The sequence below is a fragment of the Leeuwenhoekiella sp. H156 genome (genome assembly GCF_052218455.1).
Lineage (GTDB): Bacteria > Bacteroidota > Bacteroidia > Flavobacteriales > Flavobacteriaceae > Leeuwenhoekiella > Leeuwenhoekiella parthenopeia.
In genome coordinates this window covers 886,544-911,916 of sequence record NZ_CP197499.1, presented here as the reverse complement: position 1 = coordinate 911,916, position 25,373 = coordinate 886,544, and the positions used below count along the sequence as shown (strand labels likewise).

General features: G+C 40.6%; 19 protein-coding genes. 11 read left to right on the top strand and 8 right to left on the bottom strand.

What is annotated here, in order from left to right; translation table 11 throughout:
* Positions 1-59 precede the first annotated feature (59 nt).
* From ACSSS3_RS03825 to ACSSS3_RS03800, 6 genes are all read left to right on the top strand, one after another.
* Positions 60-1,166, top strand: a complete 1,107-nt coding sequence (locus ACSSS3_RS03825; RefSeq protein WP_442846493.1) for an adenylate kinase — start codon at positions 60-62, stop codon at positions 1,164-1,166.
* Positions 1,167-1,252: 86 nt separating this feature from the next.
* The gene (locus ACSSS3_RS03820; protein WP_442846492.1) at positions 1,253-1,645 is read left to right on the top strand and encodes a four helix bundle protein; all 393 of its coding nucleotides are present in this window, start codon (positions 1,253-1,255) and stop codon (positions 1,643-1,645) included.
* Between the two features lie 30 nt (positions 1,646-1,675).
* Positions 1,676-2,689, top strand: coding sequence for a GTPase ObgE (obgE, locus tag ACSSS3_RS03815; protein ID WP_228229608.1), 1,014 nt, complete (start codon positions 1,676-1,678; stop codon positions 2,687-2,689).
* Positions 2,690-2,757: 68 nt separating this feature from the next.
* Entirely contained in the window at positions 2,758-3,282 is a 525-nt protein-coding gene (locus ACSSS3_RS03810) for a DUF4136 domain-containing protein (protein WP_442846491.1), read from the top strand.
* Positions 3,283-3,360: 78 nt separating this feature from the next.
* Positions 3,361-4,314 carry a tetratricopeptide repeat protein gene (locus ACSSS3_RS03805; protein WP_442846490.1) on the top strand — a complete coding sequence of 318 codons (954 nt, stop codon included), beginning with the start codon at positions 3,361-3,363 and terminating at the stop codon, positions 4,312-4,314.
* 167 nt (positions 4,315-4,481) lie between these two features.
* Positions 4,482-5,834: a UDP-N-acetylmuramate--L-alanine ligase gene (locus tag ACSSS3_RS03800; RefSeq protein WP_442846489.1), complete on the top strand. Its 1,353-nt coding sequence runs from the start codon at positions 4,482-4,484 to the stop codon at positions 5,832-5,834.
* A 2-nt stretch (positions 5,835-5,836) separates the two neighbouring features.
* Here ACSSS3_RS03800 and ACSSS3_RS03795 read toward each other — a convergent pair whose 3' ends face one another.
* The gene (locus ACSSS3_RS03795) at positions 5,837-6,280 is read right to left on the bottom strand and encodes a DUF1569 domain-containing protein (RefSeq protein ID WP_442846488.1); all 444 of its coding nucleotides are present in this window, start codon (positions 6,278-6,280) and stop codon (positions 5,837-5,839) included.
* A gap of 106 nt (positions 6,281-6,386) precedes the next feature.
* On the opposite strand from ACSSS3_RS03795, the gene radC reads away from it, so the two are divergent.
* The 4 genes from radC (at position 6,387) to ACSSS3_RS03775 (ending at position 10,077) form a co-directional block, all read left to right on the top strand.
* Positions 6,387-7,085 (top strand): RadC family protein, encoded by a 699-nt coding sequence (gene radC, locus ACSSS3_RS03790; RefSeq protein ID WP_442846487.1) that lies wholly within the window; start codon positions 6,387-6,389, stop codon positions 7,083-7,085.
* A gap of 51 nt (positions 7,086-7,136) precedes the next feature.
* Positions 7,137-8,441 carry a polysaccharide deacetylase family protein gene (locus tag ACSSS3_RS03785; RefSeq protein WP_228229601.1) on the top strand — a complete coding sequence of 435 codons (1,305 nt, stop codon included), beginning with the start codon at positions 7,137-7,139 and terminating at the stop codon, positions 8,439-8,441.
* On the top strand, positions 8,434-9,126 hold the full coding sequence (locus tag ACSSS3_RS03780) for a YjjG family noncanonical pyrimidine nucleotidase (protein WP_442846486.1): 693 nt from the start codon (positions 8,434-8,436) through the stop codon (positions 9,124-9,126). The genes ACSSS3_RS03785 and ACSSS3_RS03780 overlap by 8 nt, the downstream gene beginning before the upstream one ends.
* Before the next feature lie 72 nt (positions 9,127-9,198).
* On the top strand, positions 9,199-10,077 hold the full coding sequence (locus tag ACSSS3_RS03775) for a hypothetical protein (RefSeq protein ID WP_442846485.1): 879 nt from the start codon (positions 9,199-9,201) through the stop codon (positions 10,075-10,077).
* Positions 10,078-10,174: 97 nt separating this feature from the next.
* On the opposite strand, the gene ACSSS3_RS03770 is transcribed toward ACSSS3_RS03775, so the two are convergent.
* Complete coding sequence (locus ACSSS3_RS03770) at positions 10,175-11,452, bottom strand: replication-associated recombination protein A (protein ID WP_442846484.1); 1,278 nt, start codon at positions 11,450-11,452, stop codon at positions 10,175-10,177.
* A 155-nt stretch (positions 11,453-11,607) separates the two neighbouring features.
* Between ACSSS3_RS03770 and ACSSS3_RS03765 the strand changes: the two genes are divergently transcribed.
* Positions 11,608-12,318: a rhomboid family intramembrane serine protease gene (locus tag ACSSS3_RS03765; protein WP_442846483.1), complete on the top strand. Its 711-nt coding sequence runs from the start codon at positions 11,608-11,610 to the stop codon at positions 12,316-12,318.
* On the opposite strand, the gene rlmB is transcribed toward ACSSS3_RS03765, so the two are convergent.
* From rlmB to ACSSS3_RS03735, 6 genes are all read right to left on the bottom strand, one after another.
* Positions 12,315-13,049, bottom strand: coding sequence for a 23S rRNA (guanosine(2251)-2'-O)-methyltransferase RlmB (rlmB, locus tag ACSSS3_RS03760; RefSeq protein ID WP_228229596.1), 735 nt, complete (start codon positions 13,047-13,049; stop codon positions 12,315-12,317). The two genes, ACSSS3_RS03765 and rlmB, sit on opposite strands and share 4 nt — an antisense overlap.
* A gap of 90 nt (positions 13,050-13,139) precedes the next feature.
* Positions 13,140-14,735 (bottom strand): SusD/RagB family nutrient-binding outer membrane lipoprotein, encoded by a 1,596-nt coding sequence (locus ACSSS3_RS03755; RefSeq protein ID WP_228229595.1) that lies wholly within the window; start codon positions 14,733-14,735, stop codon positions 13,140-13,142.
* Between the two features lie 6 nt (positions 14,736-14,741).
* A complete protein-coding gene (locus ACSSS3_RS03750) occupies positions 14,742-17,945 on the bottom strand; it encodes a SusC/RagA family TonB-linked outer membrane protein (RefSeq protein ID WP_442846482.1) in 3,204 nt (1,067 codons plus the stop codon).
* Between the two features lie 859 nt (positions 17,946-18,804).
* Positions 18,805-20,253: a SusD/RagB family nutrient-binding outer membrane lipoprotein gene (locus ACSSS3_RS03745; protein WP_442846481.1), complete on the bottom strand. Its 1,449-nt coding sequence runs from the start codon at positions 20,251-20,253 to the stop codon at positions 18,805-18,807.
* 11 nt (positions 20,254-20,264) lie between these two features.
* Positions 20,265-23,543 carry a SusC/RagA family TonB-linked outer membrane protein gene (locus tag ACSSS3_RS03740; protein WP_442846480.1) on the bottom strand — a complete coding sequence of 1,093 codons (3,279 nt, stop codon included), beginning with the start codon at positions 23,541-23,543 and terminating at the stop codon, positions 20,265-20,267.
* Between the two features lie 127 nt (positions 23,544-23,670).
* Positions 23,671-25,359, bottom strand: coding sequence for a hypothetical protein (locus ACSSS3_RS03735; protein WP_442846479.1), 1,689 nt, complete (start codon positions 25,357-25,359; stop codon positions 23,671-23,673).
* Between the last annotated feature and the right edge of the window lie 14 nt (positions 25,360-25,373).

Sequence of the window (25,373 nt, the reverse complement as noted above, 5' to 3'; positions counted from 1 at the left end):
AAGTATATTCGCTTACAATATGTATCTTTGCGCTTTAGCCCAAAACACTGCATATCCCAATGATTAACTTAAGAGGTCTTCAATTTGAAGAATGTATTTCTGAGCAAAAACTGTTGCAGGCCATAGACCGTGTGGCAGCTCAAATCAATACTGATTTTGCGGGCAAAGAACCGCTTTTTATTGTGGTGCTCAATGGAGCCTTCAAATTTGCAACCGAGCTTTTGAGCCGGTTTGAGGGCACCTGTGAGATTGAATTTCTCAAGTTGAGTTCGTACGACGGTACTGCCAGTACAGGCGGGGTCATCACGCATATTCCACTTGATGTTGATTTGGAAGATCGCGAAGTGATCGTGGTAGAAGATATTGTAGATAGTGGCAATACGCTCGAAAAAATTACCGATATGCTGGTAAGCGGCGGCGTGAGCAAATTTAGAATTGCCAGTCTGTTTTTTAAGCCGGGGTCGTACACCAAAGAATATAAAATACATTACGTGGGGCTTGAGATTCCCAACGATTTTATAGTAGGCTACGGCCTGGATTATAACGGTTTGGGGCGTAACCTCAATGCGATTTATAAACTTAAAACCACCAAAATGACAAATCTGGTATTGTTTGGCCCTCCTGGTGCCGGGAAGGGAACACAAGCCTCTTTTTTAAAGGAAAAGTACAATCTGGTACACATTTCTACCGGAGATGTGTTTCGCTATAACATTAAAAATGCGACCGATCTGGGCACACTGGCCAAGTCGTATATAGATAAAGGACAGCTTGTTCCGGACAGCGTAACCATAGATATGTTAAGTGCTGAGGTTGATAAAACCCCTGATGCTAACGGATTTATTTTTGACGGATTTCCCAGAACTACAGCACAGGCCGAAGCTTTAGACGCGTTGCTTGACAACAAAGGAACTAAAGTTGCTGCAATGATCGCCCTCGAGGTGGATGATGAAATTTTGGTAAAGCGCTTATTAGAACGCGGCAAGACCAGTGGGCGAAAGGATGATGCTGATGAGTCTGTAATTCGTAATCGCATCAAGGTGTACTACGACGAGACCGCTATTTTAAAAAATTACTACCAAAAGCAGGACAAGTACTACGGCGTTGACGGCGTAGGAGCCATAGACGAAATCACGGAAAGACTGAGTGCAGTCATAGATGGATTGTAAATTGGTTTTAAGTTTACCGTTTACCGTTTTCTGTTTGTCTCTGAGTTAAAAGAGGGCATGTCTAGATAAGAAACTTATTTTTAGCTATGGCGACGATTGAAAGGTTTGAAGATTTAGAGGTTTGGCAATTAGCAAGAAAGCTTTGTCAAAAGCTCGAACATTTATTTCTCACCACAGTTCTCGGGAAAAGGTATTCACTTTTTAATCAAATGGATCGTAGTTCGGGTTCTGTAATGGATACTATAGCAGAAGGCTTCGGAAGATCAGGAAATTTAGAATTCCGTAATTTTTTGGGTTTTGCGAAAGGTTCCTGTTCAGAATTGAAATCTCAACTACACCGATCTTACGATAAGGGTTTAATCCAGGAAACTGATTACAAAGAATTAGTAGAAAGCTGTGATGCAATAAGCGCCAAGCTTGGATCATTTATCAGTTACTTAAGTAGAACAGATTATAAAGGGGTTAAGTTTAAACAGTAAACTCAAAACCGAAAACAGTAAAATTTTAATATGACTGAAGGAAATTTTGTTGATTATGTAAAAATGCACGTATCCTCAGGTAAGGGTGGTGCCGGCTCTGCGCATCTCCGCCGTGAGAAGTATGTTGCTAAAGGCGGCCCTGATGGAGGTGATGGCGGTCGTGGCGGCCATGTTATTGTGCGGGCTAATCCAAACCTCTGGACGTTATTACATTTAAAATTTAAAAGACACATCAAAGCCGGTCACGGTGAAAACGGCAGTAAGCAAACCAGTACGGGAGCAGACGGCGAAGATGTGTATATTGAAGTACCGCTGGGTACTGTAATTCGCGATACCGAAACTCAGGATATTTTAAAAGAGATTACCGAAGAAGGGCAGGAATACATTGTTGCCGAAGGCGGAATGGGCGGTCTGGGAAACAACCACTTTAAAACTGCGACCAATCAGACTCCGCGCTATGCGCAGCCGGGTATTGACGGTCAGGAAACCGATATAACCCTGGAGCTGAAAATTTTGGCAGATGTAGGTCTTGTGGGCTTCCCAAATGCCGGAAAATCAACTCTGCTTTCCGTTATTACAGCAGCAAAGCCGAAAATTGCCAATTACGAGTTTACCACCCTGAAGCCCAATCTGGGTATTGTGCAGTACCGGGACTTTCAAACCTTTGTAATTGCAGACATCCCCGGAATCATTGAAGGAGCAGCAGAAGGGAAAGGGCTTGGATACCGTTTTTTAAGACATATTGAGCGCAACTCAACCCTGCTCTTTATGATCCCGGCAGACGCTCCTAATGTAGCCGAGCAATACCGCATTTTGTTACACGAGCTGGAAAAGTACAATCCGGAGTTGCTCGACAAAGACAAGTTGATTGCCATTACCAAATGCGATATGTTAGATGCTGAATTAAAAGCCGAGCTTAAAAAAGAACTCGATAAAAGTCTCCCGGTAGAATATCTGTTTATTTCTTCGGTAGCGCAGCAGGGCCTTACCCAATTGAAAGATCGCCTGTGGGCAATGCTCAACCGCCCGGCAGTAAGCGAATAGTCTTAGATTTAGGATTTTATTGACTTAAGAGATGCTTCATAATGTCTACTTTTAAAAGAAAAGATATTATGAAGCATTTTTTTATTCTGCTGATGGCGATTAGTTTGATTTCATGCGGAAGCACGCGCGTAGACTACGACTACGATGAGGAAGTTAATTTCAACACCTATAAAACGTATAATTATATGCCCGATATGCAGTCGGGTTTAAGTCAGCTTGATTTAAACAGGCTTACGGATGCCGTTGACCTGATTATGCAGGAAAAGGGATTTCAAAAAGCAGAAAAGCCTGATTTGCTGATTAATATAGTCGCTTCACAATACCGCGAGGAGCCTCAAAATTCGGTCGGGATAGGTGTTGGAGGCGGCACTTATGGCACCGGGGTAAGCGTAGGAGCCGGAATTCCTCTGGGCGGATCTAAAGAGCATCAGACGATTACTTTTGATCTTGTAGAAGGATCACGCGATGTATTGGTCTGGCAGGCAGTAAGCGACAGCAATATCGCGCTGAATACCAATCCGCAGGATCGCGTGAGTTACTACACCAAACTGGCAAATAAGGTATTTGAAGGTTTTCCGCCGGAGCGGGATTAATCCGTGATTTTTCAAATATGCAACCTGCTTAAAATTTGTGGTCTGTTTTTTGTTTAGTTTTGGCTCAAATACTTAATTATGCGCTTTATACTCCTTTTTCTCTTAAGCTTTTCGGCATTCGCTCAAAACTCAGATTTTGATAAAGCCCTAAAACTTTTTGAAGCCAGGCAATATGCAAAATCAAAGCCTTTTTTTGAGTCTTATTTAAAAACCAATCCCAGCGATGCCCGTACCCGTGAGTATCTGGGAGATATTGCATCCCACAATAAAAAGTGGGATGAAGCTTTAAGTTATTATACTCCGCTCGTTGAAGAAAAGCCCAAAAACGCAAACTATCACTTTAAATACGGCGGTGCTTTGGGGATGAAAGCTTTAAGCATAAGTAAATTAAGAGCGGTAACCTATATTGACGATATCAAGGAACATTTTACAAAAGCTGCAGAATTAGATCCGAAGCACATAGAAACCCGTTGGGCTCTGGTAGAATTGTACATTCAACTTCCCGGAATTTTGGGAGGCAGCTATAGCAAAGCGGAAAGCTATGCGATGGAATTGCAAAAAATTTCTCCTGTAGACGGTTATCTTTCGCGAGGCTATGTCGCCGAAAAGCAGAATGATATGAAAGCGGCCGAAAAATTATACCTCAAGGCTATCGAGGTGGGCGGTTCACCTACCACATACCAGAAGCTGATAGATCTTTACGAGAAAGACAATGCCCCCGGAAAGGCGCTAAGTGCAGCTCAAAAAAGCTTTAAAATCCATAACCGCAATCAAACCAATTATCAGATTGGTAAAATTTGTGCTGAGTTCAACATCAAGCCCGAGTTGGGATTAGCCAGCCTTAAACAATATATCGCAAATCATTCTATCAAAGATGGCGTGCCGGTTAGTTGGGCGCATTTCCGTATAGCGCAGATTTACCGCAATCTGGGAAATAAAAGCAGCGCGAATTACCACATCAATTTGTCTTTGGCAGATTTGCCCGATTTTGATCAGGCTCTTGAAGAAAAAGAGCGCATAGACGCGATGTAGCTTTCAGTTTTTGTTTTATTGAGCAAGGGGTTTAGATCTATTGGCGATAGGAGATACTTGTCCTGCGGGGTCTTTTTAGGTTTAATTATTTCTGTTTCTTCGGTTTTACTTAGGAGTCGCTTTTAGTAACTTGCGCTACACTTAATCATTTGGAAATTCCTCAAAGAATGCGCGTACATTTTATAGCGATTGGCGGTAGTGCCATGCACAACTTAGCTCTGGCTCTTCATCATAAAGGATATCAAATCAGCGGTAGCGATGATGCTATTTTTGAACCTTCACGTTCCCGTTTGCAGGAGTTTGGCTTATTGCCTGAAGAATTGGGCTGGTTTCCTGAAAAACTAGATGAGAATCTGGATGCCGTTATTTTGGGAATGCACGCCAAACCCGACAATCCCGAGTTGCTCAAAGCTCAGGAACTCGGCCTGAAAATTTACAGTTACCCTGAGTTTTTATACGAGCAGTCTAAAGAAAAGACCCGCGTGGTCATTGGAGGTTCACATGGTAAAACCACCATCACTTCCATGATTTTGCACGTGCTGCAATATCACGATCGCGAGGTTGATTTTATGGTAGGTGCGCAATTGCCCGGTTTTAAAACGATGGTTCACCTTACCCAGGAGAACGATTTTATCTTGCTGGAAGGAGATGAATACCTGTCTTCACCTATAGACCGCAGACCAAAATTTCACCTTTACCAGCCTAATATCGCTTTGATAAGTGGGATTGCCTGGGATCACGTGAATGTCTTTCCTACTTATGAAAATTACGTAGAGCAGTTTTCCATTTTTGCAGACAGCATTGCCCACGGTGGCATTTTAGTCTATAATGAAGAAGATGCTGAGGTAAAACGTATTGCAGAGGCAGCTACTGCACCTACACGCAAGCACGCTTATACCACTCCCGAATATTCTATTGAAGACGGGGAAACGCTTTTAGAAACCCCTGAGGGACCTATGCCCATCGCTGTATTTGGCAAACATAATCTGAGTAATCTGGCAGGTGCCAAATGGATTTGCCAGCATATGGGTGTAGATGAAGATGATTTTTACGAAGCCATCGCAAGTTTTAAGGGTGCGGCAAAACGGCTTGAGAAAATAGGAGAGACCGCATCAAATATCGCCTTTAAAGACTTTGCACATTCGCCTTCTAAAGTAAAAGCAACCACTGAAGCCGTTAAAAATCAGTTTCCCGGGCGTAAACTCATTGCCTGCCTGGAATTACACACCTACAGCAGTCTCAATGCCGAATTTATAAAAGGCTATAAGGGAGCTTTAGATGCTGCCGATGAGGCGGTGGTTTTCTTTTCACCTGATGCGGTGGCCATCAAAAAGCTCGAAGCGATAAGTAAGGAGCAAATTGCCGAAGCTTTTGAGCGCGATGATTTGACTATTTACACCAACGCTGAAGCCTTCAAATCGTATCTGGTGGATCAAAAATTTGAAAATAGCGTGTTGCTACTGATGAGTAGCGGTAATTATGGCGGACTTAATTTTGATGAGGTTCAAAATATGCTTTGAGCCTAAACCTTGAATTGGTTGAGATGGTGATTGAGGTGTTTGTACTGCATTTTACCCCATTGTTCCGGAGTTAATTTCCCAAAAACAGGATGTGGTTTCCAGTCTTTTTTGTCACGTAAATTATAGAATGCGTCAACCCGTTTGAGCAGGTTTTCACGTTCGAGATTAAAGTCTGCCGTTTCGGTTATTTTAAAACCCTTTGGGGTAGGCATATTCTTCATAAAGGGCCGGTCATCATACATGCTTTTTTTGAAGAGCAGGCGTATGAGAATATTTGATTTTAAACCAAAATCTTTTTCGTAAACAGCAATGTCCAGAGGCCTCTGGCAATGTTTCAGCATTTGTCCCGCATTCATTTTGCCCCACAGGGGTGTGGTTTCCGGTTTGAGATCAGCGATACGTTGCTGAATTTCGTTATAAGCTTTTTGATCAAGTAGCGATTGCATAAAATTCGATTTTAAATCATTGAACTAAAGTTACATGAATTAAATTTAGCTTAGTTATTCCGCAAAGCGGAAGTGATTCAGTTTATAACTCTTAGGGCGTCATGGTATGAGCGAGGCTAAATCAAATTTTACAATTAAGAACTGGTCTCTTGACGACCGTCCGCGTGAAAAATTATTACAAAAGGGTAAAGATGTGCTTACCGATGCAGAGCTCATTGCGATATTGATAGGCTCGGGAAGCCGCAATGAAACTGCAGTAAGCTTGAGTCAGCGTATTTTGGCAGCAGCCGACCACGATCTTAATAAACTGGGAAAGCTAAGCATCGCTCAGTTGATGGATTTTAAAGGAGTAGGCGAGGCCAAGGCGGTAACTATTGCCGCGGCAATGGAGCTGGGACGCAGAAGAAGAGCCGCAGGTGCTGAAGAACCTTCAAAAATCACCGGCAGCCATACGGTTTATGAAGTACTTCAGCCTATTTTAGGAGAACTGGGTCACGAAGAGTTCTGGATCTTGTACCTTAATAATTCTAATGTCATTTTAAATAAGCATCAACTCAGCAAAGGAGGAATGACCGGTACGCTGGTAGATGTGCGGCTGGTTTTAAAGAAAGCGCTGGAGACCGGCGCCGTATCCATCATTTTGGCCCACAATCACCCCAGCGGAACCCTAAAGCCCAGTCAGGCAGACAAGGACATCACTTCAAAACTAAAATCTGCTGCTTCCGCCCTTGATATTAAAGTTCTCGATCATTTAATCATTACTGAAAAAGCCTACTTTAGCTTTGCCGATGAAGGTTTGCTGTAATTCTTTCGCCCTTAATAGAAAAATGCAGAACTTGCCGTTAAGAATTTATAGATGCTCCTAGTTTATACTCATAAGATTACACCCAGATTACGCTATACGTTTAAGCATATCTGTACCTATATTCTGGGTATACCTGTAAAATTTACCAGTGCCGTTGATGAGTTTATTGTACACGACAGTCTCAAGCTGTCGTATACCAACAAGCCCTTAGGCAAAGAGCTTTTTATAAAGAGTCAGGAAGTTTTATTTGAACAGGGTATAGCCGATATAGAGATCAAAGTGCAGGCCTGGCGCGACACCAAATGCTTTTTTGTGACCGGCCCCAAGAGCCTGCTTCCTTTCGATATTTTTGCAGCTTCCTTTGTTTTGCTGAGCAGGTATGAGGAGTTTTTGCCACACGTTAAAGATGAGATGGGGCGTTTTCCGGCAACTGAAAGTTTGGGTTATCAGGAAGATTTCTTAAATCAGCCGGTAATTGATATCTGGGCAAGCTATTTTAAAGAGGCCCTTAAAGAGAGCTATCCCAATTATGATTTTCCCGAGCGTAAATTTTCATTTCAGGCGCTGGTAGATGTCGAGCAGGCATACGAAATGAACAGCGCGGGAGTGATGCGCTGGGTAAGCGGTCTGTTTAGTGATCTCTTTCGGTTAAAGTTTCAACGTATTTGGTTGCGGTTTCAGGTGAGTTTGGGATTGCGTAAGGATCCTTTTGATACCTTTAGCTGGCTTATAAACGTTCAGAAAAATGCAAAATTCAAGTTTTTGTTCTTTTTTCAACTGGGAGATTATTCCACTTATACCAAAAACATTCGGTTTAATAAACGCACGTTCCGCGAACTCATTAAAATGGTTGGCGATTACAGTGAGATAGGTTTGCTGTTTTCCAAGGAGGCCTTAGAGGCTAAAAAGCAGATGAAGATTGAAAAAAAACGACTTGAGAATATTATAAATAAGCCCTTAAATGCGGTGCGCTGCTCTACAAATATGGGAAGTCTTCCGGTTCAATACCGCGAGATGATTCAGCTTGAAGCGAAAAACGATTATTCTATGGGTTACCCCAATGTACTGGGTTTTAGAGCCGGTACCTGCACGCCGTTTTTCTTTTACGATCTCGATTATGAGAGTATTACGCCCTTAAAATTGCATCCCATCTGTGCGCAGCCGGGAGCCTTTGAGGCGCAGGGTCTGGATGTTCAAGAACTCAATCACAAGCTCGATATTTTTTTTAGAATTAAAAGAGAAATAGAGCAGGTAAATGGTACGTTTGTGTTTAGTTTCAGCAATAAATCGGTAACCGGAAAGGGGCAGGATCAAGGGCAATGGAAACAATTTTTTAGAGAACTGGTCAATGCATAAACTAGAAGGTATAAAACACGTTTTTTTTGATCTGGATCACACCCTGTGGGATTTTGACCGAAATTCTGCACTTACTTTTGAAGAGATCTTTAGTAAAAACAAGATAAGCATTCCGGTAGGTGATTTTTTGGAGGTTTATAAACCCATAAATTTCGAATACTGGAAATACTTTAGAGAAGCACGCGTGACCAAAGAACAGTTGCGCTATGGCAGGCTTAAAAAAAGCTTTGATAAACTGGGAGTGGCCATTGATGATTTTTTAATAGACAGGCTGTCTACAGATTACATCAGTTACCTGCCCAAATACAATCATCTTTTTGACGGGACTTTACAAGTGCTTGAAGAGCTTAGACCTCATTATGAATTGCATATCATAACAAATGGTTTTGAAGAGGTTCAGCATCTAAAACTAAAGAACTCTAAGATAGATCACTACTTTAAAACGGTGACCAGCAGTGAAGCGGTTGGGGTAAAAAAGCCCGATCCTAAGATCTTTTTCCATGCTTTAAAAGTTGCCGGAGCTGCGGTTGAGGAAAGTGTTATGGTGGGGGATACCTATGATGCAGATATTGTAGGGGCACAAAAAGTAGGGATGAAAACCATTTTTTTTAACTACCATAAGGAACAGGTAGATTCCGGAGAGCGAATTATTGAACAGATCGAAGCTGTTAAAGTATATTTATAAAACTGATAAAAACCTTTGGTTTTTTATCTTCTATGCTAATTTTGAAATGCATTTGCCTAAAATAGAAATCTTATGAAAAAAACGATAAGTCTGCTTATACTGATGACGGTTGCTTTTACAGGTTTAAAAGCCCAGGATGTTAAAGACTATAAATATGTAGTAGTACCCCAGAAATTTGATTTTCAGGATGAGGCTGGGCAATACGATCTCAATGCCCTTGCCCGCTTTCTTTTTATTAAATGGGGGTTTGATGCTTATCTTGAAAACGAAGAGCTTCCTGCAGATCTCAATGCCTCTGGATGCAATACCCTTTACACCCGTGCAGACGTGGGTGGCTTTTTGACTACCAAAGCAAATATTAAGCTTGTGAACTGTAAAGGTCAGACGGTTTTTGAAATCCCTGAGGGTAAGAGCAAGATAAAGGAGTTTAAGGCCGGCCATCAGGAAGCTTTTAGACGTGCTTTTGAAGGTTTGGAAGAATTGGGTTATACCTATTCTGATGAGATTGTTGAAAGCGCAGAGGTTTCCGAAGAAACCGAAACACTAATTCCCGAAGCCCGTAAAACCATGCCGCAACCTGCTGAAACGAAGACTGTAAAAGTTTCGGCTGTGCCAAAAAATGGGAATATCGAGGTTAAAGAGGTGCTGGAAGTAGCTGAGCAAAATACCGCTGAACAAAAGCCAGATAAAAATGAAGCTCTTGTTGAGAAAAAAGTCGAAAGCAATCTGGTGAGTGAAGACGGAAGCTATAGCCTTAGACCCGTAAGTAGCGGTTTTGATGTATATGAAGGGGAATCAAAAATAGGCACAGCCACTAAAACCTCAAACGGATCGTATCTGGTGAGTACTTCAGAATTTACCGGTATTGGTTATTATAATGGTTCAGAATTTACTGTTGAGCGTGAGATTAAAGGTGTTTCGGGTCTGGTAAAAATGGTGTTTACCCGATAATCGAGATTCATACTTTTAATATTCAGACCCCGGATTTTATCTTTTTCAGAATAGAATCCGGGGTTTAATGTATTATACCTTTTGCAACAGTACGTTTTTAATAATTGTATTTATCTCCCCAGCGATTTTTAAGAAACTTGCGAATGCCGTCTTCACGGGCATTTTCGCCGGGATCGTATAATTTGTGACCGCTTAGTTCTTTGGGGAGAAATTCCTGAGATATAAAATTGCCAGCGCCATCGTGCGAATATTTATATTCTTCACCATAACCCAGTTCTTTCATAAGTTTTGTGGGAGCATTACGCAGGGCTAAAGGTACAGGGAGATCGCCGGTTTGTTTAACCAGTTGCTGCGCTTTGTTTATTGCCATATAAGAGGCATTGCTCTTAGGTGAGGTTGCCAGATAGGTCACACACTGACTTAAAATAATACGGGCCTCAGGGTAACCAATTGTATTTACTGCCGTAAAGGAGTTGGTTGCAATTACCAGTGCCGTGGGGTTTGCATTGCCAATATCTTCTGAAGCCAGAATAATAAGCCTGCGCGCAATAAATTTAAGGTCTTCACCACCCTCAATCATTCGGGCCAGATAATACACGGCTGCATTGGGATCGCTACCGCGAATAGATTTGATAAATGCCGAAATAATATCGTAATGCTGCTCACCGGTTTTATCATAAAGCACCGTGTTTTGTTGAACCTTTTGCTGAACCATTTCGTTAGTGATAACCACTTCCTCTGAAGATTCGGTAGTCACGAGCAGTTCAAAGATGTTGAGCAGCTTGCGGGCGTCACCACCGCTTATGCAGAGCAGGGCTTCGGTCTCCTTAAGTTTAATTTTCTTTTTGGCTAATACCGCATCCTGGGTCATTGCGCGTTTTAAAAGCGCCCTCAGATCATCAGCCGAAAATGGGTTGAGCACATAAACCTGACATCGGGACAGCAATGCAGGGATCACTTCAAAAGAAGGATTTTCGGTAGTGGCACCAATTAAAGTTACCCAGCCTTTTTCAACGGCTGCCAATAGCGAATCTTGCTGAGACTTGCTAAAGCGGTGAATTTCATCAATAAAAAGAATAGGGTTCTTTTGAGTAAAAAGTCCGCCGGCTTGCTTGGCCTTTTCGATCACTTCACGTACATCTTTCACCCCGCTGTTAATAGCGCTTAAGGTGTAAAAAGGGCGTTTAGATTCTTCAGCAATTATAGAAGCCAGCGTGGTTTTGCCCACACCGGGAGGGCCCCAAAGAATGAGTGACGGGATGATCCCCGACTTTATGGAAGAAGTGAGCGAGCCTTTGTCCCCAACCAAATGTTCCTGGCTGAGGTAATCGTCTAAATTCTTTGGGCGTAAGCGTTCTGCGAGTGGTGCATTCATAATTCAAAATTATTTAAATATGCGGGATAAACTGACAGTATTGCTTACTTTATGATTTTGGCTGAAGAATTGCTTATTCGGTTAATAAGAACATCAGCTTTGGGTCTATAATCTCTTCGGGATTTAGGAAGGAGCTAAACACCAGTTAGATTTTAATGAATCAGAAAAACTCAAAAGCCGCATTGGTATTTACACCTGAAGTCGTGTGGGTACCGCTTGCTTTTGCCTTAGTGATCTGGCTGGTTTTTTGGTTTGAATTGCGGTTTGGGTATAATTTTACTCCTTTTGGAGTTCTGCCAAGATCCTTAAAAGGCTTGCGAGGTGTTCTATTCTCTCCCTTTATTCATTCTACCTTAAGTCATTTATGGCACAACACGGTCCCTGCGGTGGTGTTGACCGGAGGCCTGTTTTATTTCTATAGGGGTGTGGCCTGGAAGGTTTCGTGTATTCTTATTCTTGGAGCCGGAATAGGAACCTGGATCATAGGCAGAGAGGCTTACCATATTGGTGCAAGTGGAGTCATTTACGGGTTGGCTTCTTTTCTTTTTTTTAAAGGAATCTGGTCCAGAAACTTTCGATTGACCGCTTTCTCCTTAATTGTGGTTTTCCTCTACGGAAGTCTCATCTGGGGAACTTTGCCCTTACAGGAAGGAATGAGTTGGGAAGGCCATCTAAGCGGATTTATAACCGGTACTGTTTTGGCTTTTGTAGTTCGGTCTAAAATTGCAAAACCCACTAAATATGCCTGGGAGGCAGAAGACTACAAGGCCGAGGATGATCCTTTTCTTCGTCAATTTGATGCAGAGGGTAATTTTATAGATCCCGTTCCTGAAACAGATGAAGAGGAAGATGAGCTTCCCCGTTAGCGGCGCTGCCTTACAATCTCATACAAAAATGCCCCGCAGGCTACCGAAACATTTAAGGAGCTAATGCTTCCCGTCATAGGTAGTTTGGCTTTATGGTCTACCAATTTTAAAACTCCAGCAGTGACTCCTTTTCCTTCGCTTCCCATTACCAAAGCAGTAGGTGTGGTATAGTCTAAATCATAAATAGAATCTTCCGTCTTTTCGGTTGCTGCCACCACCTGCACTCCTGAACCTTGCAGGTAAAATAATGCGTCTTTGATGTGATCAACCTTGCAAATAGGAATGTTGAATATGGCTCCGGCAGAAGTTTTAACTGTGTCGTCAGTCACCGGGGCACCGCCTGATTTGGGTATTATGATTGCATCAACGCCTGTGCAGGCCGCAGTACGAATTATCGCCCCGAAGTTACGCACATCGGTGAGTTGATCAAGCAACAGAAATAAACCCGGCTTTTCGCTCATTAAAATGGCTTCTGCAGTTGCTTCGAAATCTGCAAACTGAATAGGGGAGATGGTTGCGATGGCACCCTGATGGTTTTGATCAGAAAGCTTGTATAGTTTCTCCTGTGGAACATAAGAGGTCGAAATGCCGTGATCTCTAATAAGCAGTTCCAGTTCTTTAAAGAGCGGATTATTCAATCCCTTTTGAAGGTAAATTTTTCCGATTTCTTTGCCCGCATTAATCGCTTCAATAATGGCTCGGGTACCGTAGATGTGGGTGTTTTTTGACATAGCACAAAGGTAGTATTGTTTTGGTGGATGTAGAAATAAAAAAAAACCACCCGTTTAGGGGTGGTTTTTGATTTTATGAGAATTCCGGAATTAGTTAACGTCCCAGAAAAGTTTACTCAAAATGGTATCACCATTGTCAAGATCTGCTGCAGCCGCTGATCGATTTTCTCGGTTTAGCGTCTGTAGAATCTGTGGATATCGTAAACGGAATGGTAAGTCAGTAACATTATTAACACCAGAAATGAATGTATACGACTCAATTCGGTTTGATGGAGACTGAGCTTCAATCTGATTTTGAGGAAGTGTTACCTGATCTCCCGGTAATAACAAGGTGTTAGGGAAACCGGTTCTTCGGTAATCAGCATAAGCGGTATGTGGCTGCATGTAAAGAGCGATGTATTTTTGAGTCAATACATTTTCTTCGTTTGCAGCAGGAAGAGTAGCAACATAAGCATCAATATCAGCATCGGCAACTCCCCATCTTTCCATAGAAGCACGTACACCATTAGCATAATTAGCTTGACTCCAGTTATTTTGTTCAGAAAGGATAAACTGAACTTCAGCATACTCCATCAATACCTCACCATAGTCTGGTTTAAGTATTTTACCACTCATAAAAGAGTAAGAACTGAACGGAAGGTTATTCATGTTTCTAAAAGCGTAAGGAGCACCTACATAATCGTCGGGGTCCTGACTTGGTTCATAAGAACTGTCTTTCACTTCTTCAATAGTAGCCGAAATTGGAGCCGCCATTTCAAAAAGTCTTGGGTCTAATCCAAAATTTCCGCTTTCACCTTTTAATAAGTCAATAAACGGAGCAGTTACCGCAAAATCGGTACGACCATCTACTTCAAAGGCAATCCAGTAAGGAGAGGCGTTGATATTGGTGGTTCCATACTTTTGTATTGCGTTATCATCGTTGGAAGTCATAACACCTGCCTGAACAGCAGCGGTGATTGCGCTATTAGCTGTTGCAGGATCAACCTCTCTAAGATTGTTTGCAACTCTTAGGATAAGAGAATTAGCAAACTTCTTCCATTTAACAGGATCTCCACCAAAAATATTATCACCACTGATAAATACAGGAGCATTGGTGTTGATCATATTAGAAGATTCTCTCAATTCCTTAAGAATATCAGTATATATTTTTTCTTGTGGAGCAAATACCGGTGCGAAAGACTGGTCAACCGCTAAGGCTTGAAAATCAGGATCATCAGAGCCATAAGAATAATAAGGTACGTCACCGAAGAAATTGGTTAGTTCGTAAAACATATACGAAAGCATAATTCTGGAAGCGGCAATCTGATTGTCATTATCGCCTGAAGCAGCCGCGTCATCACGTGTAGCTTCATTGGTGTTGAAATCAATAATTGCTTTAAGATCAGATGCTGCTAAATAGGTATTTTGATAGATGCTTTCTGCTGTTGTCTCACGATATAGATAACGATCTTCGTCAGCATAAGCAGTCTGTCCCCAGTACTGTACCCAGGCCTGGGTTAATCGCCCGGCATTAAAAGCATCACGGCTAAAATCGGTAAAGCTTTTTGTCGCATCAGCGAAAATATTACCCGTAGGAACCACCTCCGGATCATTCGGATTGGTGTTCACGTCTTCAAGACCCTCATCACAAGAACTAAATCCTGCAGCGACAAGGAGCATCAATAAGATTATAAATTTATTTTTCATTTTCTTTTAGAATTTTAATTGAACATTCAGTCCATATGAGCGTGTAGATGGTAAAGAACCACCTTCAGAACCCTGGATATTTCCACTACCGGAAGTTGCAACTTCAGGATCAAAGTTCGCGTTGTCTAATCCCCAAACTAATAGGTTTCTACCAAATGCGGTTACACGAACATCGCTCAGAGCACTGCCCAACCATTTTTTAGGTAAGCTGTAACCAAGAGTTACCTCTCTAAGTTTCCAATAGGTGGCGTCAAAAACGTTTTGATTGTCATTTCCGAAGAAATAATCGGTGCCAAATTGCTGCGCAGAAATTACTTGAGTATTTTCTGCAGTATTAGTTACAGTGTAAGAACCATCGTCATTATAGGTAACATCACCTGTAACTCCCGGAAGGATTAAACCTTCTTCACGAATATTATTAGCAGCAGTTTGCTCTAAGATACCGGAATAGTTACCCCAGATATTAGTAAGTGAGCGGAATTTACCTCCTTTTTGGTGGTCAATTAAGAAACCTAAGCTGATTCCTTTAAAGGTAAAGCTGTTGCGAATTCCCAGGTTATAATCAGGTAGAATGGAACCTAAGTTTTGAACATCCTGCGTTTCTGCATAACTACCGTTATCATTTACCACTTTATTACCCTGATCGTCATAAACGAAGTTAGTACCTCTAATCTGACCATAACGCTCACCAACAACTGCGTTTAGAGAAACACCGTTAAATGGGAATCGCGCAATCTGCAAAGTTTCTAAGCCGGCAGCAAGACTTAACAAGGTGTTTTCGTTTTTAGCAAAGTTAAATGTTACGTCCCAGCTGAAATCATCTGTCATAAGCGGTGTAGCATTAACAAGAAGTTCAATACCCTTGTTTTCTAATTCACCTGCGTTAAGAACTGTAGTAGTAAAACCTGTTGAAGGATCAATCTGTACCGGAGTGATCAAATCTTTGGTCAACTCGTTGTAATAGGTAATGTCAAAACCTAAACGTCTGTTAAAGAAAGAAGCTTCTACACCAAATTCATAAGTGCGCTTATCCTCTGGTCTCAATTCTGAATTTTTGTTACTGTTATTCAGGGAGAAAGGAACACTTCCAAGAAATGGGTCTGAACCTATAAACACGTTACGCAATTGGTAAGGATCAGTATCACTACCAACCTCAGCATAACCTGCTCTTAGCTTTAGGAAAGATAACCAGTCGGCATTAATAAATTGAGATGCGATAAAACTACCACTAAAAGAGGGGTAAAAATACGAGTTATTATCTGCTGGCAACGTAGAAGACCAGTCGTTACGACCAGTTACAGTTAAGTAAGCAAAGTTATCATAGCCCAAAGAAACAGAACCAAATAAACTGTTGATTTGTCTTTGAGTGTCTGCTTCTGAAACACTTGGGTTTTCGGCTGAATTACTCAGGTTATAAAAGTTAGGAACAACGAGGCCACCATTTGTAGATGATGATAGGGCATGAAATTCATTTACCCTTCTGTTTCCACCCACAAAGGCATTTATACTAAGCTTGTTATCAAAAACATTTTTGTCATAATGAAAGCGAGTTTCATAGTTTATTTCCTGAAAATCACGATCGGATTCGGAATAAGAGGCAAGTGCTTGAGAACCTACTGCAGTTCTTTGATTAACTCTAAAATCGTAAGTATCACCATACACCTTAGCAACCGCATAAAACTCATCGGTAAAGTTGTAGGTAGCGCCTACAGTACCATACCAGCGTGTTCTTTTATCCTCTGCCGTATTCTTGTTGAGTACCCAGTATGGATTGTCTGTATATCTTGGAAGCGGGTTTGTAGCTGAAATACGGTTCCAGGTTCTTTGACGTCCGTCAGGTGTTTGGAAAGCCTGAAGACGGTTGTAGTCTAAAGAGGTTTGACCAAATTGATATAGCTGAAGAATAACACTTTCTCCTGTGTAACCTACTGCAGGTCTGTTAAAACCATCAGTTACTGTAAAGTTAACCGAAGCATCAACTTTTAATTTATCTCCTATTTTGGTTGATCCATTAAAATTAACCGACGTCTTGTTCAGTTTGGTATTTGGTAAAATACCTTCGGTTTGTGTATTATTTATAGACATACGCATGTTGCTGTCTTCACCACCTTGTGAAAATGCTACACCATTGTTATACGAATATCCGGTTTGAAAAAGAGTGCTTCCGTCGTTTTTTGGATATAACCAAGGACGTGTTTGAAGATAGTCATTCTCAAATTCGGGGTCAAAGGCATCCCAATGCAAAACTTGTTGTCCTTCATAACGAGGTCCCCAGGACTCATCGGTACCAAAGTCGACCACGTCATAAGTAGTTCCATTGATAGTAGCCTGGTTAAAGCCACCCTGATTGCCAATGGTAAAATTACCACCGCCTCCACCGTAAAGCTTCTGAACTTTAGGAAGGATGTTGACTTCTTCAAATGTGATACCTGTATTAACTACAACTTCACCTTTACCTTTTTTACCAGATTTGGTAGTAATCTGGATAACACCGTTAGATGCACGAGAACCGTAAAGCGCCGCGGCAGCTCCACCTTTAAGTACGTTCATACTCGCAATGTCATCCGGGTTGATGTCAAAACCGGTATCACCAAAATCACGACCACCACCACCTGCTTGGGTAGTTGATGAGTTGTAGTTACTGTTATCTAAAGGAATACCATCAACTACAATAAGCGGTCTGTTTTCCTGGGTAATAGATCCAATACCACGAATCACGATTCGCGAAGACCCACCAAGATTACCAGATGCATTTGAAATTTGAACACCGGCAACTTTACCTGATAAGGCATTAAGTGCGTTGGTGTTACGTGTTTCTGTTAATTCTTCACTGCTTACTTCCTGCGTAGCATAACCCAGAGATTTTTTCTCTCTTGAGATTCCAAGTGCGGTAACTACGACTTCTTCTAAAGCCTCCCCGGCCTGTAGTGAGATGTCAATTGTACTTGAAGCTCCTACAACGCGCTCTTCCTCCTGAAATCCTACATAAGAGAAAACAAGTGTTTCTCCTGTAGCAACTTCAAGACTGTAATTACCGTCAAAATCGGTTTGAGTTCCTGTAGTGCTGTTTTTTACCAAAATGTTTACACCCGGGAGCGGTACACCGCTTCCGTCAGTAACAGTTCCGGTAACTGTTTTTGTTTGTGCAAAAGAAATTTGCACAACTAACGCCAATAGTAGCGTTAGCAATCCACTAAATTTAGTTTTCATGTTAATTGTTTATTTGAATTAGCCAATCGCGAATTTGTAAAAATTATAATGAATTGCCAATTATATTATGGTAAAATTTCATTTCTGTTTTAAAAATAATTCAATGTTATTAACATTTTATTGAGTTTTGTTTAACAGAACTCCCGTCTAATCCTATTAAAATATAAACTTGGTAAGATTATATAGTTTACACAGTATGAGTTATTTATTAGAAAATAACACGCAATTGTATATGTATAATTGATGAAGATAAAGAGGCTTTGTTTTTTTATTCTTAGAGCCGTCATATTATTTGCTGCCTTGTCTAAAGCTAGGTTTATATTTATCTGTATTCCTTGTGATTTTAAGATTCATGCTCTGGAATTAGGGCAATCACCGTATATATCGTCTACAATGAATATGTGCTTATGATTAAAGGTTAGCTTTCTGGTATTTGAATTTCTATTTCTTTTCTATCTACACGTTCTAACCAAGTTTTCGTGAAATAGTTGTGTTTTTAGGGTTGGGTAGATTATGAATGTCTGAATTTTTCATTTTTTTACGAGGAATAGGTTCATCTATTGTGTTTATTGCAATACGCCTTTTATTGAAAGGAGCTGAAAGATTTTCTGTATAGAATGGTTTTAGTTTTGCACTAGGAGCAATGTTAATCAGTTTAAATTCTTATAGTGCGCTTTAAACTCTTAGTGATTTAAAATTTTGCAAGATTGAAGGAGTGAAATCAGATTTCTAAATTATGCTCCTAAAAAGAAAAAGCTACCCAGAGACCGGGTAGCTTTTTTTTTGGCTAAAAATAAAAATTACTAGTAGAAAAAAATAGAATAAACCATTGAATCTACAATTTGAGAGAATTCAGATTTTACTGATAAATAGGTGTGGGCTGTGTAATTCCTGGTATAGGGCTTGGGGTATTTGAGTTTGAATTGATTTCAACCTGTGGGTATAAAAATCTGGCAGGAATGCCACTATATCCAGATTTGAGCACTATGCCGGCTTCATTAGAAGTTCGAGTGAGATCAATGAAAGATTCATAATTGCCATTGAAGTATATGTATCGTTCTTCCATTATTTCTCTTAAAAGCGCATCAGTTTGATCAATATTATCCTGATTCTCCATTCCGCCGGGTGCAAAATCCGCGGCAATATAAGCTTCGTAATTGAATGGCTCCTCTACGGCAGCATAACCATCATTTTCAGTTCCTATTGAATAGCCTGTGTCTAAAACCGCTCTGTAATTATTATATGCTGTAAGTCCAGCATCAAATCCATTTTGTCTCGCCTGAGCTTCAGCAAGAATTAGAAGGTTTTCTCCATAAGAAGCTAAAGGCATATCAGATTCGGTACCAAATTTCCCATCTGGATAACCCCAATCGTAAATCGAAAGGAAGTTTAATTCGTAGCCGTCATTGTAAATTTCATCTGTTATATAGTTAAATGCAAATCTTGCGCTTTCGTTGGTTTTGCTGTTTCCTCTGTAAATGCTGCTTGATGGGTCAAGGAGTCTGGGAGCATAAGCGGCATCCGCAGACATATAACCAGGACGATTATATACTAAGAAGTCATAAAATGGATTGAAACTTGCGCCAAACACAGTTCCGAATTTAGCCATATAATCTCCTTCAGCACTCGAGATTCCTCTATTAGCACTAGAAATTGCCATGGGGTAATTTCCTACGTGTAAATAATATCTAGCTTTCAGAGTGTAGGCTAATTCAATCCAAGAGTCAACATCGCCGCCATAAACTAAATCATTGTCCGGTATTCCAGATGATGGAGTTTCCAGGTTGTCAATTGCTTCATCAAGTAAAGTTTGAATCTTATTATAAACTTCGGCTTGAGACTCGTATTCAGGGTTAGGAAATTCTTCAAATTTATTTACCTGAGAAAAGGGAATATCTCCAAATAAAGAAGTTAGTGTTCCAAAAGCATTCGCTTCAATTACCTGAGCTAATCCGACAACATTTACAGCTCCTGAAAGAGTAGCTGCATCTTTCAATACCTGCGCCTGAGAAATAGTGCCAACCATTGCTTCATTCCAGGTGCCATCAAAAATGGTTGATTGTGCAGTGTTCCAATCATTAAGAGCTATGTATTGGCGATCTGCTCCTGTGGCTTGGTTTAGCCATAACATAGTGGTTCTTGGCCCTGCAGCGGTTTGCCAAAATTGATTTGATAGTTGAACTCCCTGAATAATATTGGCAACACCAGCACTAGTCGGTTGGTTTGGGTCATCGTTAAGTTCATCAACGTAACTCTCGCAAGAAAACAGCGCGAGGGTGAGGACTAAAATTATATACTTAAATTTCATAGTGTTCTTTATTAGAAATTAATTGTTATTGAAGCTAGATACGATCTTGTGTTTGGGTGGTTAAAATATTGTAAACCACGACCGTTAGAAGCTCCTGTAAGGTTAGATTCAGGATCTTGACCGAAATCATCTTTTGACCAATACCATAGGTTTCTGCCTGTAAGCGATACCTCAATGTTATCAATGCCGACTGCATCGCTTAAAGATTGATTGTTGAAGTTGTATGATAAAGTTAATTGTCTCCACTTAATCCAGCTGCCATCTTTAATAAACTGCTCTCCTATTGGACCAAATCCACCACCAATTCCGGTGTAGTATGCCTGATCAAGTAAAACTGTACCTCCGCCAAAATCTCTCAGGTTACCTCGTATCGTATAGGTGCCATCGCCATTGTCTTGCGCTTGAGGACGATTAATAAGGGCCTGACCATTTGCTGCAACAATAGTTGCAGCATCAGCTGCGCTTACGGTTACTTCATTAGCAGTCTCCGGAGTACGACCAAAGTTGTTTAGGGCACCATTAGTTCCGTCCCAAACATCACCGCCAAATGAAGCATCAAATAGGGTGCTTATAGTGAAGTTTTTAATCTGAATAGATGTTCCAAGGCCACCTCTCCAGTCTGGGTTAGGATCTCCTATGACTCCTTCGGTTTCAGCTGTAGTTGGGAATCCTCGACTGTCTAATATAAGAGAGCCGTCGTCATTTCTGGCGTATCGTCCGCCCCAAAGAACCCCTACGGGTTCGCCTTCCACAGCTCTTGAAGAAGTTCCTGCAAATCCAGCAAGAAACAAGGACTCGGTTCCTTCTAATGAAGTTACCTTATTTCTGTTTCTTGAATAATTAGCATAAATGTTCCATCTAAAATCTTCAGATTTAATTACATCTACACTAAAGTCTAATTCAACACCGTGATTTTCTAGTGAAGCGGCATTTGCATATCTTCCCGAGAATCCTGTTGAGCCAGGTGTCGCAATTGTAAAGAGTGCTCCTTCAGTCTCGTTGCTATAGTAAGTGGCGCCTAAAGTGATTCGATTGTTTATAAAACCTAGATCAATCCCTGCTTCATACTCTGTTTTAATTTCCGGCTCAAGATCAGCATTACCTTGAATTGAACTTCTAACGAATGAGCCGTCATAAGCTCCTGCGTCGTAAGCGGGGCCGTAGCCCTCTCCACCACTAGCATTAACGAAATAAGTTGTAGTAGCGTAAGCTGCTGGTTCAATACCTACTTTACCATAGGTTAATCTCAACTTTCCATTTGATAAAAAGTCATTATCCTCTAATAAGTTACTAAATTGAAATCCTAATTCGGCAGATGGATAAAAGAAAGTCTTGGCGTCGCCGTAAGTAGAAGCCGTTTCGGCTCTCCCCGTTAAATTTAAAAATAATATATTGTCATAATCAAAGTTTAGTTGAGCATAGCCGGCCATAACACGAACTTCACTTTCACCTAAAAAGGTTGATCTGTTAGCAATAACAGCATTAGAATAAAATATTTTGTCAGTGTCTATAATGAAATTATTATAGCCTCCACCGCGGCTTTCAGAAAGTCTGCGGTTGAAGTTAGCTCCCAATAAGTACCCTACATTAACTTTATCAGTAAGTGAGAAGTCACCACGTCCAATAAAATCAATGTTCGTTTGAGTACTACTTATTAATGATTCTGATAAGCTACCTGAACCGTTGGCTTCTGCAGAATTTATTGGGAAAAGACTCTTTCTCTCGTCAGTATAATGGTCGAGACCCGCACGTGCTATAAATGTAAGCCAGTCTGTTGCTTTATAATCAAACTGCCCTCCCATAATAAAGCGATGTACCGTATTAGGGTTTTTCTGTTCATAAACGGTCCACAGTGGGTTGTTGTAAATGGGGCTTTGTCTGTCAGTTGTTCCTAATGATCTTCTATAGGATCTTTGACTGTTAATTGTTGAGACCGCTCCATTTACATAACTTGTACCTAGGTAGTCTCTTTGGTCAAAATCAGCAGGTGTTCTATATAGTCCTAGGAGTAGACCGGAAGTATTACTTCCCTGTTGAATACGATTTGAATTTACTTGGGAGTATGTAGATGTACCTTTAAATTTTACTTTATCGTTTAATTTAAACTCTCCGTTTAAGCGAAGAGAAACTCTGTTATAGTCGTTGTTTTCAATTATTCCATCCTGTTTAAGATCACTAACAGATAAAAAATAGTTGCCTTGTGAAGTGGCTCCACTAAGACTTACGTTATTTTCTATAAATAACCCCTTATTTATAACACTCTCGTAGTTTGAACCGTTAAAGTTATCACGGCTATTTTTAGTTAAAATCGGGTAATAAACACTTCCGTCTCTCGCTATAAAATATCTTCCTGAGTCAGAGTTTACGATGTCCTGACCACCGGCTCTTGCGCTAATCTTATCACCCCAGCTATTTGCTTGCGTGCTTGTAGTGCCACCTTGATAGCTGCCATTGCTACCTTGGCCAAAGATGTCTTGTGTGTCAAGAACGTCATTAGTTTCGTCTAAGCTGATTGTAGAGCTAACAGAGACTTTAAGTTTTTCACGCCCCAAGCCTTTGCCGCTTTTAGTGGTAATTACAATTACTCCATTACCAGCGCGAGCACCCCATAGAGCAGCGGCAGATGCTCCTTTAAGAATCTTAACGTCTGCAATGTCATTTGGGTTAATGTCGTTTAAGCGGGACTGCTGAGTTACGCCTCCAACACCGTTTCCAATTTCGTCGTTGCTAATAGGAATACCGTCAACAACGATTAGAGGCTGAAGGCTTCTTGTGATAGTGCTTTGTCCCCTTATCTGAATAAATGCTGAGGATCCAGCGTCTCCAGACGAACTTATAATCTGAACTCCGGAAGCCTTACCTGCAAGACCTTTTGTGATACTCGTTTCGCCAGAGGACTGAATTGCTTTAGCTTCAACTTCCGAAACAGATGATGCTTGTGTGGCGCGATCTACTTCGATTCCTAATGCGTTAATAACAACCTCTTCTAGCATCTCACCAGCAACAAGTTTTACATTTAAAGTGTTTGCTGAACTTACAATCACATCAGTGTTTTCAAAGCCAACGTAACTGAAAGTTAGTATATCACCTTGTGCAGCCTCGATATTAAAATTTCCGTCGAAATCTGTTTGGGTACCTTTATTTGTCCCCTTTAGTAGAATGTTTACTCCAGGTAGTGGAAGTCCACTATCATCAGTTACAGTTCCGGTGATTGTTTTTGTTTGTGCAAATGAGATTTGCACTGCCAATACTAAAAATAGTATGAGCAATCCGTGTAAACGTTTTTTCATGTTTTTAAAAATTTGAATTAGCCGTAGCTAAAATGCGATTATTTTTAGAAACAACAAAAAAAACTTAATTTAAGTTAAACTTATAAAAATAATTCAGGCTTATCCTTTTTTTAATGTAGATGTTGCATTAAAAAAAGGATAATAGGCGAAGGTGTAAAATGGATTTGGTGGATTGAAAATCAGTATTTTGACTAAACGGCGTCACAATATTGAGACTTAACCATCCTGCATTGGTGAGAATGCTGCCTCCTAAGCCTATTCCGAAAAGTAAATCTGATTTTTCACTCAAAGGATTCTCGTAATATGCGCTGTCAAAAACAGAATTTAGAAAAATACTGTTTAAAGGTCGGTATCTGTACTCGGTTTGTAATGCAGTAAAGAAGGGTGTGTAGAGCGCGTTTTCTTTATACCCTCTGAGGGTTTGCATACCGCCCAATTGATGCATTTCGTTTTCAAAAACATTTTGTGGACTTATATAGGCTGTTGTATTCTTAATGAAAAATTTGTGTTTCTCGCTGAAATCAAATGTGTAGGCCGCATCGATATTAAAAAGTAACTGGTTGAGATTTCTTAGTTGATCTTCTATCCGGCGCGTGGAAAAACCCACATCTAGATTGAGGTAATTTGTATCAAAAGGATCTGATGAATTTTTAGGGTTACGTGTTTCAAAACCTGTAGTGAAAATGGTTTTGGTAAAATTCTCAATACCAGCTGTCGATAAGGCTTCAAGTTTGGTTGAGCGTATTTGTCCTGCCTGAGCATTAATTGTGAATGTTGGTGACCAGGTATAATCGATCTTCAGGTTAGTCTGGCTGTTTGAAAAACTGCTGTCCTGCCTGAATAATCTCAGGCTCGGTGTTAGGCTAAAAGCCGATCTAAACAAATACGGGATTCTTAATGAAGCTTCTAGTTGCTGCTGGTTGTCACCATTTCCTCGAAATTTAATCTCCAGGCTTTCGCCATAGTTTAAAGTGTTGTTTAGATTCAAATCAAGATAGCCATTGATGCGCAGGCCGTTTGTGTTTTCCTGGTTTGCAAATCCTAAAAATCCTTCAAATAAATTAGCGTTTGCCTTTTCTAAATAGAGGTATAGAGTCGTGGAGTCTTTACTGAAAAGAATTTCGGGTTCTCTGGATTGTTTCACAAAATCCAGTTCCTTTAGAAAATTGCTACTCTGACTTATTTTTTCTTCATCATAAGGAGTGTTGGTCTTGAGTTTGGCGAAATGTGTTAAAAAACTCTTTGGGAATTTGTCGTAGCCTTTTACGACAACCTCTGTTAATTTGCGTTCCTGATTGTTTTTTATAGATAATACGGCATGGGCCGTGTCATTTGACAATCTTATGTTTTGCGCTGCGTAACTTGTAAGTGGTCTTCCTTTCTTTGTGTCGATGCGTGCAAATTCTTCTAAAACAGCATTCAGATCGTTATGTCTTATATATATATGGGAGGCCGTTCTATCAAGGCCAAATTTTTCAGCATAATCTGAAACAAACGCCTGATCGTATTTTAATTTAAAAACAGTCGTTTGTTCTCCGCTTAAAAATTTGATGGAGTAGTTTGTGTCGTTTGCAGTTTTAAGTCTGGTGATTTGGTGTTGAAAGTATCCGTCTTTAAGAAGGCTATCTTTGCTGTTTGTGAGAGATTCTTCTAGCGCTTTTCGATTTGGGAAGAATCGGGTTTGAAAATATATAGATGCGATACTATCTGATTCTTTAGTGTCACTCAGGACCAAAAGTTGAAGTTGCTGTGCTCGGCTTACTTTTGTTAAACCAAAAAGAAGAAGCGCTAATAATACTATAAGTCTGTAAGTCATTTAAATGGGCTGAA

Bases quoted from the DNA above. Each gene is read 5' to 3' on its own strand.
- ACSSS3_RS03795 (WP_442846488.1), bottom strand. From the start codon at position 6,280: ATGCAATCGCTACTTGATCAAAAAGCTTATAACGAAATTCAGCAACGT.
- ACSSS3_RS03770 (WP_442846484.1), bottom strand. From the start codon at position 11,452: ATGAATGCACCACTCGCAGAACGCTTACGCCCAAAGAATTTAGACGAT.
- ACSSS3_RS03745 (WP_442846481.1), bottom strand. From the start codon at position 20,253: ATGAAATTTAAGTATATAATTTTAGTCCTCACCCTCGCGCTGTTTTCT.
- ACSSS3_RS03735 (WP_442846479.1), bottom strand. From the start codon at position 25,359: ATGACTTACAGACTTATAGTATTATTAGCGCTTCTTCTTTTTGGTTTA.
- ACSSS3_RS03805 (WP_442846490.1), top strand. From the start codon at position 3,361: ATGCGCTTTATACTCCTTTTTCTCTTAAGCTTTTCGGCATTCGCTCAA.
- ACSSS3_RS03800 (WP_442846489.1), top strand. From the start codon at position 4,482: ATGCGCGTACATTTTATAGCGATTGGCGGTAGTGCCATGCACAACTTA.
- ACSSS3_RS03810 (WP_442846491.1), top strand. From the start codon at position 2,758: ATGAAGCATTTTTTTATTCTGCTGATGGCGATTAGTTTGATTTCATGC.
- ACSSS3_RS03780 (WP_442846486.1), top strand. From the start codon at position 8,434: ATGCATAAACTAGAAGGTATAAAACACGTTTTTTTTGATCTGGATCAC.
- obgE (WP_228229608.1), top strand. From the start codon at position 1,676: ATGACTGAAGGAAATTTTGTTGATTATGTAAAAATGCACGTATCCTCA.
- ACSSS3_RS03755 (WP_228229595.1), bottom strand. From the start codon at position 14,735: ATGAAAAATAAATTTATAATCTTATTGATGCTCCTTGTCGCTGCAGGA.
- ACSSS3_RS03785 (WP_228229601.1), top strand. From the start codon at position 7,137: ATGCTCCTAGTTTATACTCATAAGATTACACCCAGATTACGCTATACG.
- ACSSS3_RS03750 (WP_442846482.1), bottom strand. From the start codon at position 17,945: ATGAAAACTAAATTTAGTGGATTGCTAACGCTACTATTGGCGTTAGTT.
- ACSSS3_RS03825 (WP_442846493.1), top strand. From the start codon at position 60: ATGATTAACTTAAGAGGTCTTCAATTTGAAGAATGTATTTCTGAGCAA.
- ACSSS3_RS03820 (WP_442846492.1), top strand. From the start codon at position 1,253: ATGGCGACGATTGAAAGGTTTGAAGATTTAGAGGTTTGGCAATTAGCA.
- radC (WP_442846487.1), top strand. From the start codon at position 6,387: ATGAGCGAGGCTAAATCAAATTTTACAATTAAGAACTGGTCTCTTGAC.
- ACSSS3_RS03740 (WP_442846480.1), bottom strand. From the start codon at position 23,543: ATGAAAAAACGTTTACACGGATTGCTCATACTATTTTTAGTATTGGCA.
- ACSSS3_RS03765 (WP_442846483.1), top strand. From the start codon at position 11,608: ATGAATCAGAAAAACTCAAAAGCCGCATTGGTATTTACACCTGAAGTC.
- ACSSS3_RS03775 (WP_442846485.1), top strand. From the start codon at position 9,199: ATGAAAAAAACGATAAGTCTGCTTATACTGATGACGGTTGCTTTTACA.
- rlmB (WP_228229596.1), bottom strand. From the start codon at position 13,049: ATGTCAAAAAACACCCACATCTACGGTACCCGAGCCATTATTGAAGCG.